This window comes from Vreelandella sp. L-15, assembly GCF_056857635.1.
This window is the reverse complement of the sequence record NZ_JBSXNN010000008.1, coordinates 1-11,740: the sequence shown is the minus strand read 5'-3', so window position 1 is coordinate 11,740 and position 11,740 is coordinate 1. Positions and strand designations below refer to the sequence as shown.

The following is an 11,740-nucleotide window of genomic DNA, read 5'->3' as shown; positions in this document are numbered from 1 at the left end:
TTGACCTCCTCCCCTTCCTCAGCTTCTTAGGAAGCTGCCGCCTGCGGCGGAAAGGAAGGGGATTCCCGGTTGTTGCCTTCCGGGTTCCTGCTTCACAGCCCGTTGCCCTTGGTGATGGCACCTCAGGTCTTACACAAGCTCCACAGGCTTAACCTCCCGTGAGCCCCACGGTAGTCGTCTTTTCATGCTGCCGGAGCTTGTCAGCGCCCGCCAGAATGGCTTTGCCCGATTGCAAAATGTTGCGGGCAGCGTTCACATCGCGGTCGATGCCTTGGGTGCCACAGTGTGGGCAATCCCAAGTGCGGACATTGAGCGGCATCTTCTCGGTGATATGGCCACAGTGAAAACAGCGTTTTGAGCTGGGATACCACTTGTCGATCTGGACGAAATCGCGCCCGTACCGCTCGGCCTTGTACGCCAGTTGTTGGGTAAGCTGGTACCAGCCCACGTCGCTAATTGCTTTCGCCAGTGAGCTGTTTTTCAGCAGGTTCTTGACCGGCAAACTCTCGGCAGCAATGACTTGGTTCTCGTGAATAAGCTGCGTGGAGAGTTTATGGGTGGCGTCGCGGCGTTGGTCGGCCAGCTTGGCATGCACCTTCGCCACTCGATGCCGCGCCTTGGCGCGGTTTTGCGAGCCTTTCTGTTTGCGCGACAGGTTGCGTTGCACCCGTGCGAGTTTGCGCTCGGTACGATGGAGAAAACGCGGGTTGGGGATTTTGTCGCCGTCACTGGTGATGACGCGATGCGTCAGTCCCAGGTCGATACCGACCATTTTGGGTGTCACGGGCAGCGGCGTGACCGCTTCTTCCACCAAAAAGCTGACGTGGTAACGGCCAGCGGTATCGCAGCTCACCGTGATACTGCTTGGTGTGCCGGAAAAATACCGGCTCCAGCGGATATCGAGTGGGTCCTTGTGCTTAGCCAGCCACAGCTTGCCGTCGCGCCAGCGAAAACCGTTGGCCATGTACGTGGCCGACTGTTTGCGCTGTTTTTTCTTGAAGGTGGGATACCGCGCCTGACCTTTGAAGAAGTTTGAGAAGGCGCGGTCGAGATGCCGGAGCGACTGTTGCAAGCAGACATTGGACACCTCGGCCAGAAACGCCGTGTCCGGCTGTTTCTTGAGGGTGGTGAGCGCTTTGGCGGTGGCGTTGTAGCCCATGCGCTCTTGACGCTCGAACCAGGCATCGGTGCGCTGGCGCAGGAAGTGGTTGTAGACATAGCGCACACAGCCAAACGTCCGGGCAAGCTGGTCAGCTTGCTCGGACGTGGGATAAAACCGATAACGATAGGCGCGGTGTACGGTCGTCATGGCTAAAAATTAACGTGGTAAATCTAGCATGTCAACTAAGAGGCGCTGCGCGCCTCGCGCTATCCTGCCTCGGCCTAAAAGGCCGAGGTTTGACGCGCATTTTGATTAAATCGTGCGCCCTCAGGCTTCACAAGGTGCGTCGTGGAAGGGCCGGATAACAGGCAGACAGCTGAGCTTTTTTCCGCTAGGGTAGCGGCTCCCGCTGCCAAACGACGACGCCCGAGATGCAAGAGTTACTCAACGATATTGCCGCCGAGTTGGCCCAGGAAACCGAGCGCGGCAAAATGGCTGATTACATCCCTCAGCTAGCCCACGTTGACCCCAGCCAGTTCGCCATTAGCTTGGCCACGGTAGAGGGCGAGCGCTTTTCGGCGGGCTGCGCGACCACGCCCTTCTCGATTCAGAGTATTTCCAAGGTGTTTACCTTGACCATTGCGCTGGGCAAATGGGGCGATGGGCTGTGGTCAAAAGTAGGCCGCGAGCCTTCCGGCGACCCGTTCAACTCCATCGTTCAGCTAGAGCATGAGGGCGGCAAACCGCGCAACCCGTTCATCAATGCCGGGGCCATTGCGGTGGTGGATGCCATCATGATGGGGCACGAACCCAAAGAGACCCTGGCCGAAATTTTGAGCTTTGTGCGCTACATCGCAGACGACAACAGCATCTGCTTTGATCATCAGGTCGCCGCGTCGGAAATGGAGCACAAAGACCGCAACGCCTCGCTGGCCCACTTCATGAAAGCCTTTGGGCGGCTGCGCCACGATGTCGATAAAGTGCTCGGCACCTACTTTCACCAGTGCGCTATCGCCATGAGCAGCGAACAGTTGGCCCACGCCGGGCTGTTTCTGGCCTCCGATGGGGTCAATCGGCCCAGCAATTTGCGCGTCGTGTCGCCCCAGCGGGCACGGCGGATCAACTCGCTGATGATGCTGTGCGGCCACTACGACGCCTCGGGGGAGTTCGCCTTTCGCGTAGGCTTACCGGGCAAAAGCGGCGTGGGCGGCGGCATTTTAGCCATCGCGCCGGGGCGCGGCTCGCTAGCGGTGTGGTCGCCAGGGTTAGATCGCTATGGCAACAGCCTGCTAGGGGCGCGGGCGCTGGAGATGTTCGTACAACGCACCGGCTGGTCGGTGTTTGGGCACTAGCCGTGGGCGCTTTCCAACTGTTCAGCGTACTGGGCAGCTTCCCAGGCCTGCACTTTGCGTTTCACATCTAGCCCCCAACGGTAGCCGCCTAGCGCGCCGCTTTGCTGAATCACCCGGTGGCAGGGAATCCACAACGCCACCGGGTTAGCCCCCACTGCATTACCCACCGCCCGCGATGATTTCGGCGCCCCCAGCGCCTGGGCAATATGGGAGTAACTGGCGAGCTGCCCGTCCGGAATCATCAGCAGCGCCCGCCAAACGTTCAGCTGAAAATTGGTGCCGCGTACGTGTAGCGACAGCGCCCCCGGCGCAGCCGTTTTCCCTGGCTCGAACAGCGCATCGACGGCATAGCGGGTCGCCTCTGGCCGGTGGCGCACGGTACTGCGCGGCCACTCAGCGGCGAGCTGAGCCAGCATCTCTGCCTCGGGCGTGGCGGCCAGAAACCCCATTCGGCAAATACCCCTTGGCGTCGCTGCCACCAACACTTCGCCAAACGGCGTGGGATGAATGCCGTAAGCAATCTCCACGCCCTCCCCTTGGCGCTTAAACTCGCCAGGCGTGACCGCTTCCAGTGTCACAAAATGATCGTAAAGCCGCGAGCCACCGATTAGCCCCAGCGCCTGGGCGGTATCGGCCAGGCTTTGCGCCGAGGCAATCAGCTGTTTACCCCGCTCCAGCGTTAGCGCCTGTAAAAAGCGCTTGGGGCTAACGCCTGCATAGCGGCAAAACAGCCGCTGAAAATGGAACGCGCTCAAATGCACCTGCGCCGCGACCGTGTCTAAACTGGGCTGCTGGGTGGCGTTGGCCACCATAAAGGCCATGGCTTTTTCGATGCGGGCGTAGTCGTTCATTGCTTCTATCTCACGGGTAAGGCTAAGGGATAACGCTCACAGTAGTTCAAGCTTAACCAGCGAAGGCCCCAGGGCCCACCCGAATCTTGCTCAGTTTGCATCCCTTTTATCGCCAAATGCCCAATAAACGCTACGCTGGACATTATCTCCCTACACCCACAGTATGGGCCGCCGGAAGGATCGCCATTGCCATTTACGTCAGGAGGACATCATGGACAGTACCCCCCCGAACCAACGGGATGCGGTAAAACTGCTCGCCCGCTTAGGCTACGCATCGCGAGGCGTGGTATATCTGCTGGTGGGTGGATTAGCGGCACTGGCGGCGTTTGGCCAAGGCGGCCAAACCGAAGGCAGCCGCGGCGCGCTTGAAAGCGTACTAACCGCCCCCTTCGGCAAAGTGCTGCTGGGCGTTATTGCATTGGGGTTAGTGGGCTATGCCGTATGGCGCACGCTGCAAGCCCTTCAGGATACTGATCACCACGGCAGCGGCACTAAAGGGCTGGCGATTCGCGGGGGCTTGCTGGTTAGCGCCGTTACGCACACGTTCTTGGCCTTTTTTGCTGCCAAGCTTGTGGTTCATATCGGCGGCTCTAGCGGCTCAGGAGATGGTTCTGAAAGTGCGGCCAGTTGGCTGATGCAGCAGCCCTTCGGGCGCTGGCTGGTGGCGGCAGTCGGCGTTGCGCTGATTGGCGCGGGCATCGCCCATGCCCTTAAAGGCTGGAAAGCAAAATTCGACCGCCACTTCTCAATGCCTGCCAAAGTGCAGCGCTGGGCTTACCCAGTATGCCGCTTTGGTTTAGCGGTGCGTGGCTTGGTATTTGTTATGGTTGGCAGCTTCTTTATCCTAGCGGCTTACCAGTTCAACCCTAACCAAGCGGGCGGCACGACCGAAGTGTTCAGCACGTTAAGAGGCCAAGCCTTGGGCCAGTGGCTGCTCGCGTTTGTGGCTGTTGGGCTATTTGCGTTTGGCGTGTATAGCTTATTAACCGCTGTTTACCGCCGTATTAACCCTTCCCTGTAGCGCTCCTATGGCCTTTACATCAACGCGTACGAAGCAGTGGTTTGAGCGTATTAACGGCTCGAAAAATATGTTGTGGCTGCTCGCCACCCTCTCCTTTTTAGAAACCATTATTCTGCCGATTCCCATTGAACTGGTATTAATCCCGCTAATGGCAGTGAACCGGCAGCGCATCTGGGCTATTGCCGCCGTTACCACGCTGGGCTGTTTAGCGGCGTCCATCGTCGGTTACGGCGTGGGCATGGTGTTGTACCAGTCCGTCGGCACGTGGTTTATCGAATTTATGGGGATGGAGCAGAGCTATCAGGCGTTTCAAGGCTTCTTTGACCAGTACGGCTTTGCAGCCATTCTCGCCATTGGCATTTTGCCGATTCCGTTTCAGGTCGCGATGATTACCGCCGGGCTCTCGGGCTACCCCATCGCGCTGTTCGCCCTGGCCGCCCTCATCGCCCGCGGGCTGCGTTACTACGGACTAGCATGGCTGGTACACCGTTTTGGGCACCGAGTGGAAAGCATGTGGAAACGCCATGCGCTGAAGACCAGCCTAGCGCTGGGCAGTGTGGTGCTTCTGCTAGTCCTGGGGATGCAGGCACTGGCGGGGCTGATCGTGTAGAAAACACAATAGCCGCCAACGTTGGCGGCTATTGATGGGCGCGAATCACGTTACTGCACGTAGTAGCCGCTCACTCGCCACGTGCCCTCTTCCAGATGTGGCGTGACGACTTCGACCACGCGCTGGTTATTCGTGAACTGGGTTTTAAAAGCGAACTCTTTGTAGTCGTTGCGCGGCGCCCCAGGCATCGAGGTGTACTGCGACATGCGGATGCGCCGCCGCGACTCGACGCTGCCCAAATCGTTGCGGGCCAGCGTCACCACGCGCTGCAGCATGGTGGGAGAAAGCGGCGTCTTCAACAGCGGCGACGACTTTTCCCAAGCCTGCTCATATTCACCTTGATCAATCGCTTCCAGCCAAGCGAGCGCGGCCGCTTCCGCCGCCTCGGTGGTAGACGCCTGTACATAAGAAGTCATCGCCAGGAGCAACGCAGAGAGAATGAGAGCAAAGGGTTTTAGCATGGCAGCCTCGTATGGCAATCGAATGTGTCGTGCGACTTTAGTAGTTATCGGACCATCACACGATTTCTTTAATCACATTAACCCTAAAGCGCTAGCCAGACTGTGAAAGAGTGCAAACTTGATCGCCGCTTGGCCAAGCCACTCCTACGCCTTCTCAAACTCCAACCGCTCGTTTACTATGCGCCTCCTCATTTATGTCAGCCCTCACCATTAGGCCACTATGTCCGTCAACGCGCTCTACACCGACCTGTCTGGCTACTACGATTTGATGTGCGTCGACATCGACTACCAGGCCCAAAGCCACGCCATTCGTCGCCTGCACCAAATTTTTGGTAATGAAGGCAAACGCCATTTGGACTTAGCCTGCGGCACCGGCCCTCACGTGCGTCATTTTCTGGATGCTGGCTACACCAGCAGCGGGTTGGATATTAACCAACCGATGCTGGATATCGCCGCCCAACGCTGCCCAGAGGCGCACTTCTCACTGCAAGACATGAGCAGCTTTGAGGTCGACGAACCGCTGGATCTCATCACCTGCTTGCTCTACTCCATCCACTACAGCGATGGCCTGGACAAGCTCGGCGACTGCATCGCCAGTGCCCACCGCGCCTTGAACGAGGGCGGCGTGTTCTGCTTCAACGCGGTGGATAAGCAGCGGATCGACAACGCGCTGTTCGTCAAGCACACGGTCCAGCAGGCGGAGGATAGGTTCACTTTCCGCTCCGGGTGGCACTACAGCGGCCAAGGGGAGCGGCAGTCGCTGCGGCTGAGCATCGAAAAGACCACGGCGGAGACAACGAAGGTGTGGTACGACGAGCACCCCATGGTGGCCGTCAGTTTTAGCGAACTCATCGCCCTGCTGGAGCCTACCTTCGAGGTGCACGTGTTTGAGCATGATTACCAGACCATCACGCCCTGGGATAACGTCTCAGGCAATGCGATCTTCGTGTGTGTGAAGCGCGAGGGCCTCGCTTAGCCTTTATCGTTCGGGCGCAGCTGAAGCTGAATGCCCATCAGGAAATTGCGCAGCATCTGATCTTTGCACTCACGGTAGTTCTTATGGCTGGGCTTGCGGAAAAACGCGCTAAGCTCATGTGCGCTAAGCGGCAAGCCCACTTGCTCGAACACTTCTAAAATATCCTCTGCCTTCATGTTCAGCGCGATACGCAGTTTCTGGAACACCATATTGTTGTTCAGCTGCGATTCTGGCGCAGGCTGCGGGCCTTCACGCTTGCCGCGTTTGAAGCTGATGAAACCGTTCAAAAACGACGCCAGCTCTTTGTTCTTCATGGTCACGAAGGCGTCGTCCTCGTCTTTTTTCAGCCACGCCGTCACCTGCTCCTGGGTCACGCTCACGTCCGCCAGGGCGAAGATCTTGACGATGGTGTTGTCTTTTAAATCAAAGGTGTAGCGGATACGGCGAAAAATATCGTTGTTGGTCAAAATCAGGTTCCTAACCGGTAGTTAATGTTGCCAGCAGCTCATCAATTTCTGCTTTAAGTTTGTTATCTTCAATAGTGTGGGCACTGGCCTGGGCCTGCTGCAAGCGTTCAATCGCCGCCTGGGTGTCGCCCAGCTCCACTTGCAGTGCCGCCATGGAGAAACCAATCGAGGCAATGTGGTCGTTCGACTGCTTCGCTACCGCCTTGTCCAGCGCCTTTTGGTAGATCGGCAGCGCGTCTTCTAGCTCTTCGGTGAAGTCGGCCAGGGTTTCCCACTGCTCTGGGTGGTCTTTCCCGGTATTCTCGTGCTCGGTGCAGATCGCCTCAAGCTCGGCATACAGCGCTTCAAAAGTGGCGCGGTCATCTTTGGCAGCCGCCTTCATCAGCTTTTCGGCAAGCTCGTACACCGCCTTGTAAATTTTGGTGTTAATCATCGACCACGACTCTGTTCATTCGGAATGGAGACAAAACGCCCTACATGCGTGTGCGTTTAGCGTCATGACAGGATTATACCTGGTTGGGATGGAGGCACGGGCAAAACCGCGGCCTTTGTGCTGCCGTTGCTGGAAAAATTCAGCAAAGCCGCAGAGCCGCTGCGCGGTAAACGCATCCGTGCACTGATCCTCGTACCCACCCGCGAGCTGGCGGTTCAGGTGGAAGCCAGCGTAGTCCAATACGCCAAGCATACCCCGCTCACCTCAATGGCCGCGTACGGCGGTATGGATACCGCGCCCCAAAAGGAGCGTTTGATCGAAGGCGTGGACATTCTGGTGGCCACACCGGGCAGGCTACTGGCCCTCGCCAGCTTGCCTGCGCGCCGTTTGCAGCAGGTTGTCGGCCACGCGCGCATAGTGGGCGTAGCTCTCGTCAGACGACGAAGCGTGCACCTTGGCGGTCACGCTGCGCTTGAAATCGGTCACTTCCTCTGGGCGCTCATCGATCAGCAGGGCATACAGCTTGATCTCGGGATACGCCGCCGCCACGGCCTGGCAGATATGCTTCAACAGCGTGGTTTTCCCTGCCCCGCCGGCGGCGCCACGATCAGCCCGCGCTGCCCCATGCCAATGGGCGTGATCAAATCCATCGCCCGCACGCTGTGCTCACGAACGCCATTGGCCAGATAAAGGCGCGGGGAAGGATGAATGGCGGTGCCGTTGAGAAGGCTAATACATCCGCAACAGCCGTTGGTTATGCATTATTCATAGTGGCTCCAGGCCTGAGAACTTCCGCTACCAGCGCTAGCCGTTCCTGCGCTTTTGGTTTGAGGCCGCGGGAGGCCAGCTTCGCAGCGGCGCGACTTTGTCGCGTCGGCCTGCCTTGCCTTGTTATGGGTGCTTTGCCATGATATACCAATATTTGGTATAGGAGTCTCCCCATGGCTAGAAATACCAGCATTACACTCGGCCCCCACTTTGATGAGTTTATAGCCATTCAGGTTGAAAAGGGCCGCTATGGCTCGGTGAGCGAGGTGGTACGTGCCGGACTGCGTCTGCTTGAAGAAACGGAAAGTAAGCTTGAACGGCTCCAACGCCTCCTGGATGAAGGCGAGCAGAGTGGAATCGCAGAGTATTCCCTTGAAAGCGTTATTACAGAACTGGACAACGAAGCTCACTGATGCGTCCATACCTGCTCACTTCCTCTGCCCGAAAAGACGTTGTCGAGATAGGCCGCTTCACCACCGAAAAGTGGGGAAAGCGCCAACGCGATACGTACCTCAGGCAGCTTGACGATGCTTTCAAGCTGCTCGCTCGCCAACCTGATATTGGCCGCGATACGGGTGACATAAAACCAGGGTACAAAAAGTTCAGTCAGGGCAGTCATGTTATCTTTTACAGAGCCGGTACGGAATCCAGGATCGTTGTCATCCGAATTCTCCACAACAGTATGGATGTGGAGCAGCATCTTTAACGCCCAATTAAGTAGCCCGAAACGCTACTACCAACTTTCCGCACAACACCGTAATCACTAAACTCAACGCATAATAAAAATGCCACGCGTTGAGGGTCTGCTTGAATTGTTTGTTATGTTTATTTTTCGTACAACTCTAAGGGTAAACCATCTGGGTCTTTAAAAAAGGTAAATCGTTTACCTGTAAATTCATCAACTCGAATTGGCTCAACATCAATTCCGTGTGATTGTAACTCGTTAGCTGTCGATTCCACCGAGTTAACAACAAACGCCAAATGCCTTAAACCTTGAGCTTCTGGGTTACTTAATCTGGACGGTGGCTCTGGAAAAGAAAACAGCTCAATTTGTCCACCATTTGGTAACGCTAAATCTAATTTGTATGAATCTCGGCTTTCTCGATAATTTTCGGCAAGGATCTTGAGACCTAATATTTCAGTATAAAATGACTTAGATCGTTGATAATCTGAGCAAATAATCGCTACATGATGAATACTTTCTAAATTCACAACATTCTCCGATTTGAACTTTATCCGAGTAAACATAACGCTGAGCACAGCGGCGACCTTGGAATGGCGACGAAGGAGCCATGGAAAGGGCGTCCGGCGGCCATCGGCCGCGTACTGCTGCGACTTGTTAAGGGCCTGTTCACCCTTGGTTTTTATTGGGCACCCAATGCTGAATGCCAACTCCCGATACTGTGTGCCATCTTGACCCATTGCGCCAGGAACCAGGCCACCGAATGAGCGGAAATTACCCGACGATTACGCCGGATTGCCCCGCGACCTGAACTCCAAATTACGCGCCGAAGCCGTTGCCAAACTTAGGGCTGTTTTCTGCCTGCCGGCAACCTGCCAAGCGGCGGTAAAACACCAAACCAAAGAACACCGGAGCAAGGCCTTTAACGCCAGCCAGCATGCGCGGCTTTGTAGTGGAGGCGAAGCCGCAACGGAAAAGACGTCGCCGTGCCTGGCCTTGTTAACTGTTTAGTCGCCGACGAAAATGATGCCATAACCATCGGCCTCCGATTTCCTTAGGGCACTGATCAGCAACCTGTAGATACTGCGACCGTTGTCTCTTGCCTCAAGAGATTCGATAAGAGGCTTTACACCAGAGCTCAATTTAAGGTCACTGTACTGATCGATGAATAATCCGGTTTTTTCCCGGTACAACTCGATTGCAGGGAAGATCTCGGCGTATTCTGAATCACTGATAGATAGAAGACGCCCCTCCTGCCGACCATCAATGAGTTTGTGAACGTCTATGCTCATAGGCTTATACAGTTAACGCTGCCAGCAGGGGCACGAAAACCAAAGCGAAGCGGCGGTTTTCGTGTCCCTCTGGCTGGCCTTGTTATGCATTTAGTTGCAGTAAGTTTGGCTGCCAATTTTTTGGCAAGTTGTGCCATCAGAGCCATAGGTTGTATTGCCTATACGCTGAACAGTACTCCCGTCAGAGTTGTATAGCGTGTTGCCTATTTGCTGAGATGTGGAACCGTCTGAGTTGTATGTAGTGTTACCAATACGTTGCGATGTTGAGCCATTGCTGCCGTATGTGGTGTTTCCAATTTGTTGCGAAGTAGAGCCATTGGACCCGTAAGTGGTGTTACCAATATTTTGATATGTAGTGCCAGACTGACCATGTAAATAGTCTTGCGCTTGCGCTACGCCTGAAAATGCTACTACTGCCGATATTGCTAATATTACTTTTTTCATGGGTGTTTCTCCGTTGGTTTGATTGCATAACGCTCGCAGCACGCGCGGCTTTGTAGTGAAGGCGCAGTCGTAACGAAAAAGACGTCGCTGTGCCTGCGATTGTTAGAGCGCATTTTGCCGAGCAACCCACTGTGTATGTTCACGGGAAAAAGCCAATTCTGCTTCGTTGATAAATTCAGATAAATCCTCTTCAGAATCCACTTCTTCTAAGCGTCCTTGAATAATGCCTATTTCGTGCGCGGTTAGTGTATATGCCGAAGTCAATTCATTGAATTTTTTGATCTGCATCCAGCCGATGATTGAGGACGCTAAAACTATCAGAGGCTCAAAGGGCCAGAAATTCCACTCTGGAAGCGATGGACGAACAACCAACAAGATAATTGCACCGGCATAAATCGCAGTGCAAGCAACAACCCAACGTTTAGCTGCTGCCTTATTATACCCCGCCTTGTTCGTGTACCAAGTCCGTTGCTCACGTATGCGGTTGTCCATGTAAAAGTGTTTGCGATCTTCAAGCGATAAGGCTCGAATATCATCCATTGAACTTGTGATCTGATCATCCGCCGCCGAATCGGGGGGAATTCGTTCGCCTATAAAGCGATTTGCGCGAAGAATTTCGCGTAAATGATTTCTAAACTCTGATCTTCTCACTCGAACATCTTCTACATCTTCGAATGGCGCCGCTCTCAAACAATAGCGCCACGTCGATGTTTTTATAGATTCTGCCAGGGCGCGCCCTTTGTACCAATCTTGCTCTGGCTTAGTCTTGAAGCGATAAAGCAACAACGCAGCAAGCGAAATAAAAACGAGTGCGTGAATTGATTGAAATAAACTGCTTGGGTTAGCCATCATAGAGAGAGCCGCAGCCAGAAAAAGAAGAGCATACTCAGACATCAACAGTCGATGGTATATGTTCTGGTATGTTTCTGACATATCGCTAGCCGCCTTATACAGTGCTGGGTATGTGAGAGACGGTTTATTCAAGGTGTGATTTCCCGGATTCCAGAAACTATAGACGCCGCATTCCAGCCCACCATCTTATTCGCGGCTTGTTGCACGCTAAGCGGCGTTCTCTCCGCACCCCATGGGATAATGCCAAGAATAGGCTTGCTGAGAGATTTAGCATAGTCAATTTCAAATTCCTGAATCCGTGAAGCCGGCGCCGACACTTTCCCTATCACCGCCAGCGAGCACTTTTTGATCATTCGCCCCGTGCAAGTTGGCTTTCGCAAGCCCGTTATTGCCAAAACCCACCGTGCTGATCGGTGCTGACGGCCCGTT

Annotated in this window: 14 protein-coding genes and 2 pseudogenes; 7 read left to right on the top strand and 9 right to left on the bottom strand. The window is 55.1% G+C overall.

The annotated features are described in order from the left end of the window. Positions 1-148: 148 nt before the first annotated feature. Entirely contained in the window at positions 149-1,309 is a 1,161-nt protein-coding gene (locus tag AC13CY_RS00310; protein WP_074210195.1) for an RNA-guided endonuclease InsQ/TnpB family protein, read from the bottom strand. 224 nt (positions 1,310-1,533) lie between these two features. Between AC13CY_RS00310 and AC13CY_RS00305 the strand changes: the two genes are divergently transcribed. Beyond that, the gene (locus tag AC13CY_RS00305; protein ID WP_062363230.1) at positions 1,534-2,454 is read left to right on the top strand and encodes a glutaminase; all 921 of its coding nucleotides are present in this window, start codon (positions 1,534-1,536) and stop codon (positions 2,452-2,454) included. On the opposite strand, the gene AC13CY_RS00300 is transcribed toward AC13CY_RS00305, so the two are convergent. Next, the gene (locus tag AC13CY_RS00300) at positions 2,451-3,305 is read right to left on the bottom strand and encodes a methylated-DNA--[protein]-cysteine S-methyltransferase (protein ID WP_474787140.1); all 855 of its coding nucleotides are present in this window, start codon (positions 3,303-3,305) and stop codon (positions 2,451-2,453) included. The genes AC13CY_RS00305 and AC13CY_RS00300 overlap by 4 nt on opposite strands. Before the next feature lie 211 nt (positions 3,306-3,516). On the opposite strand from AC13CY_RS00300, the gene AC13CY_RS00295 reads away from it, so the two are divergent. Continuing rightward, positions 3,517-4,326 (top strand): DUF1206 domain-containing protein, encoded by an 810-nt coding sequence (locus AC13CY_RS00295; RefSeq protein WP_483052173.1) that lies wholly within the window; start codon positions 3,517-3,519, stop codon positions 4,324-4,326. 7 nt (positions 4,327-4,333) lie between these two features. After that, the gene (locus AC13CY_RS00290; RefSeq protein ID WP_044630400.1) at positions 4,334-4,936 is read left to right on the top strand and encodes a YqaA family protein; all 603 of its coding nucleotides are present in this window, start codon (positions 4,334-4,336) and stop codon (positions 4,934-4,936) included. A 50-nt stretch (positions 4,937-4,986) separates the two neighbouring features. Here AC13CY_RS00290 and AC13CY_RS00285 read toward each other — a convergent pair whose 3' ends face one another. After that, positions 4,987-5,397, bottom strand: coding sequence for a DUF4019 domain-containing protein (locus AC13CY_RS00285; protein ID WP_044630399.1), 411 nt, complete (start codon positions 5,395-5,397; stop codon positions 4,987-4,989). 220 nt (positions 5,398-5,617) lie between these two features. Here AC13CY_RS00285 and AC13CY_RS00280 point away from each other — a divergent pair, with 220 nt between their 5' ends. Beyond that, positions 5,618-6,373, top strand: coding sequence for a class I SAM-dependent DNA methyltransferase (locus AC13CY_RS00280; protein ID WP_483052172.1), 756 nt, complete (start codon positions 5,618-5,620; stop codon positions 6,371-6,373). On the opposite strand, the gene AC13CY_RS00275 is transcribed toward AC13CY_RS00280, so the two are convergent. Continuing rightward, positions 6,370-6,840 (bottom strand): YehS family protein, encoded by a 471-nt coding sequence (locus tag AC13CY_RS00275; RefSeq protein ID WP_044630397.1) that lies wholly within the window; start codon positions 6,838-6,840, stop codon positions 6,370-6,372. The two genes, AC13CY_RS00280 and AC13CY_RS00275, sit on opposite strands and share 4 nt — an antisense overlap. A gap of 10 nt (positions 6,841-6,850) precedes the next feature. After that, positions 6,851-7,273: a tetratricopeptide repeat protein gene (locus AC13CY_RS00270; RefSeq protein WP_483052171.1), complete on the bottom strand. Its 423-nt coding sequence runs from the start codon at positions 7,271-7,273 to the stop codon at positions 6,851-6,853. Between the two features lie 93 nt (positions 7,274-7,366). Between AC13CY_RS00270 and AC13CY_RS00265 the strand changes: the two are divergent. Continuing rightward, positions 7,367-7,642: pseudogene (locus tag AC13CY_RS00265) on the top strand (DEAD/DEAH box helicase); the annotation flags it as partial. Here AC13CY_RS00265 and AC13CY_RS00260 read toward each other — a convergent pair. Next, positions 7,634-8,031: pseudogene (locus AC13CY_RS00260) on the bottom strand (AAA family ATPase); the annotation flags it as partial. The pseudogenes AC13CY_RS00265 and AC13CY_RS00260 sit on opposite strands and share 9 nt — an antisense overlap. Before the next feature lie 183 nt (positions 8,032-8,214). Between AC13CY_RS00260 and AC13CY_RS00255 the strand changes: the two are divergent. Beyond that, complete coding sequence (locus tag AC13CY_RS00255; protein WP_044630393.1) at positions 8,215-8,454, top strand: type II toxin-antitoxin system ParD family antitoxin; 240 nt, start codon at positions 8,215-8,217, stop codon at positions 8,452-8,454. Continuing rightward, positions 8,454-8,747 (top strand): type II toxin-antitoxin system RelE/ParE family toxin, encoded by a 294-nt coding sequence (locus AC13CY_RS00250; protein WP_058579745.1) that lies wholly within the window; start codon positions 8,454-8,456, stop codon positions 8,745-8,747. Before AC13CY_RS00255 ends, AC13CY_RS00250 begins: the two co-directional genes overlap by 1 nt. A 119-nt stretch (positions 8,748-8,866) precedes the next feature. On the opposite strand, the gene gloA2 is transcribed toward AC13CY_RS00250, so the two are convergent. The 3 genes from gloA2 to AC13CY_RS00235 all read right to left on the bottom strand — a co-directional run bounded on the left by gloA2 (position 8,867) and on the right by AC13CY_RS00235 (position 11,443). Next, positions 8,867-9,289, bottom strand: a complete 423-nt coding sequence (gene gloA2, locus AC13CY_RS00245; RefSeq protein ID WP_172465334.1) for an SMU1112c/YaeR family gloxylase I-like metalloprotein — start codon at positions 9,287-9,289, stop codon at positions 8,867-8,869. An 816-nt stretch (positions 9,290-10,105) separates the two neighbouring features. Continuing rightward, complete coding sequence (locus AC13CY_RS00240) at positions 10,106-10,459, bottom strand: hypothetical protein (RefSeq protein ID WP_246952238.1); 354 nt, start codon at positions 10,457-10,459, stop codon at positions 10,106-10,108. A 102-nt stretch (positions 10,460-10,561) separates the two neighbouring features. Then, entirely contained in the window at positions 10,562-11,443 is an 882-nt protein-coding gene (locus AC13CY_RS00235) for a DUF4231 domain-containing protein (RefSeq protein ID WP_483052170.1), read from the bottom strand. Between the last annotated feature and the right edge of the window lie 297 nt (positions 11,444-11,740).

What these genes read in the sequence shown, in the direction of transcription:
- AC13CY_RS00250 (WP_058579745.1), top strand. Translation starts at nt 8,454, where the DNA reads ATGCGTCCATACCTGCTCACTTCCTCTGCCCGAAAAGACGTTGTCGAG.
- AC13CY_RS00290 (WP_044630400.1), top strand. Translation starts at nt 4,334, where the DNA reads ATGGCCTTTACATCAACGCGTACGAAGCAGTGGTTTGAGCGTATTAAC.
- AC13CY_RS00280 (WP_483052172.1), top strand. Translation starts at nt 5,618, where the DNA reads ATGTCCGTCAACGCGCTCTACACCGACCTGTCTGGCTACTACGATTTG.
- AC13CY_RS00240 (WP_246952238.1), bottom strand. Translation starts at nt 10,459, where the DNA reads ATGAAAAAAGTAATATTAGCAATATCGGCAGTAGTAGCATTTTCAGGC.
- AC13CY_RS00300 (WP_474787140.1), bottom strand. Translation starts at nt 3,305, where the DNA reads ATGAACGACTACGCCCGCATCGAAAAAGCCATGGCCTTTATGGTGGCC.
- AC13CY_RS00305 (WP_062363230.1), top strand. Translation starts at nt 1,534, where the DNA reads ATGCAAGAGTTACTCAACGATATTGCCGCCGAGTTGGCCCAGGAAACC.
- AC13CY_RS00285 (WP_044630399.1), bottom strand. Translation starts at nt 5,397, where the DNA reads ATGCTAAAACCCTTTGCTCTCATTCTCTCTGCGTTGCTCCTGGCGATG.
- gloA2 (WP_172465334.1), bottom strand. Translation starts at nt 9,289, where the DNA reads ATGTTTACTCGGATAAAGTTCAAATCGGAGAATGTTGTGAATTTAGAA.
- AC13CY_RS00270 (WP_483052171.1), bottom strand. Translation starts at nt 7,273, where the DNA reads ATGATTAACACCAAAATTTACAAGGCGGTGTACGAGCTTGCCGAAAAG.
- AC13CY_RS00310 (WP_074210195.1), bottom strand. Translation starts at nt 1,309, where the DNA reads ATGACGACCGTACACCGCGCCTATCGTTATCGGTTTTATCCCACGTCC.
- AC13CY_RS00255 (WP_044630393.1), top strand. Translation starts at nt 8,215, where the DNA reads ATGGCTAGAAATACCAGCATTACACTCGGCCCCCACTTTGATGAGTTT.
- AC13CY_RS00295 (WP_483052173.1), top strand. Translation starts at nt 3,517, where the DNA reads ATGGACAGTACCCCCCCGAACCAACGGGATGCGGTAAAACTGCTCGCC.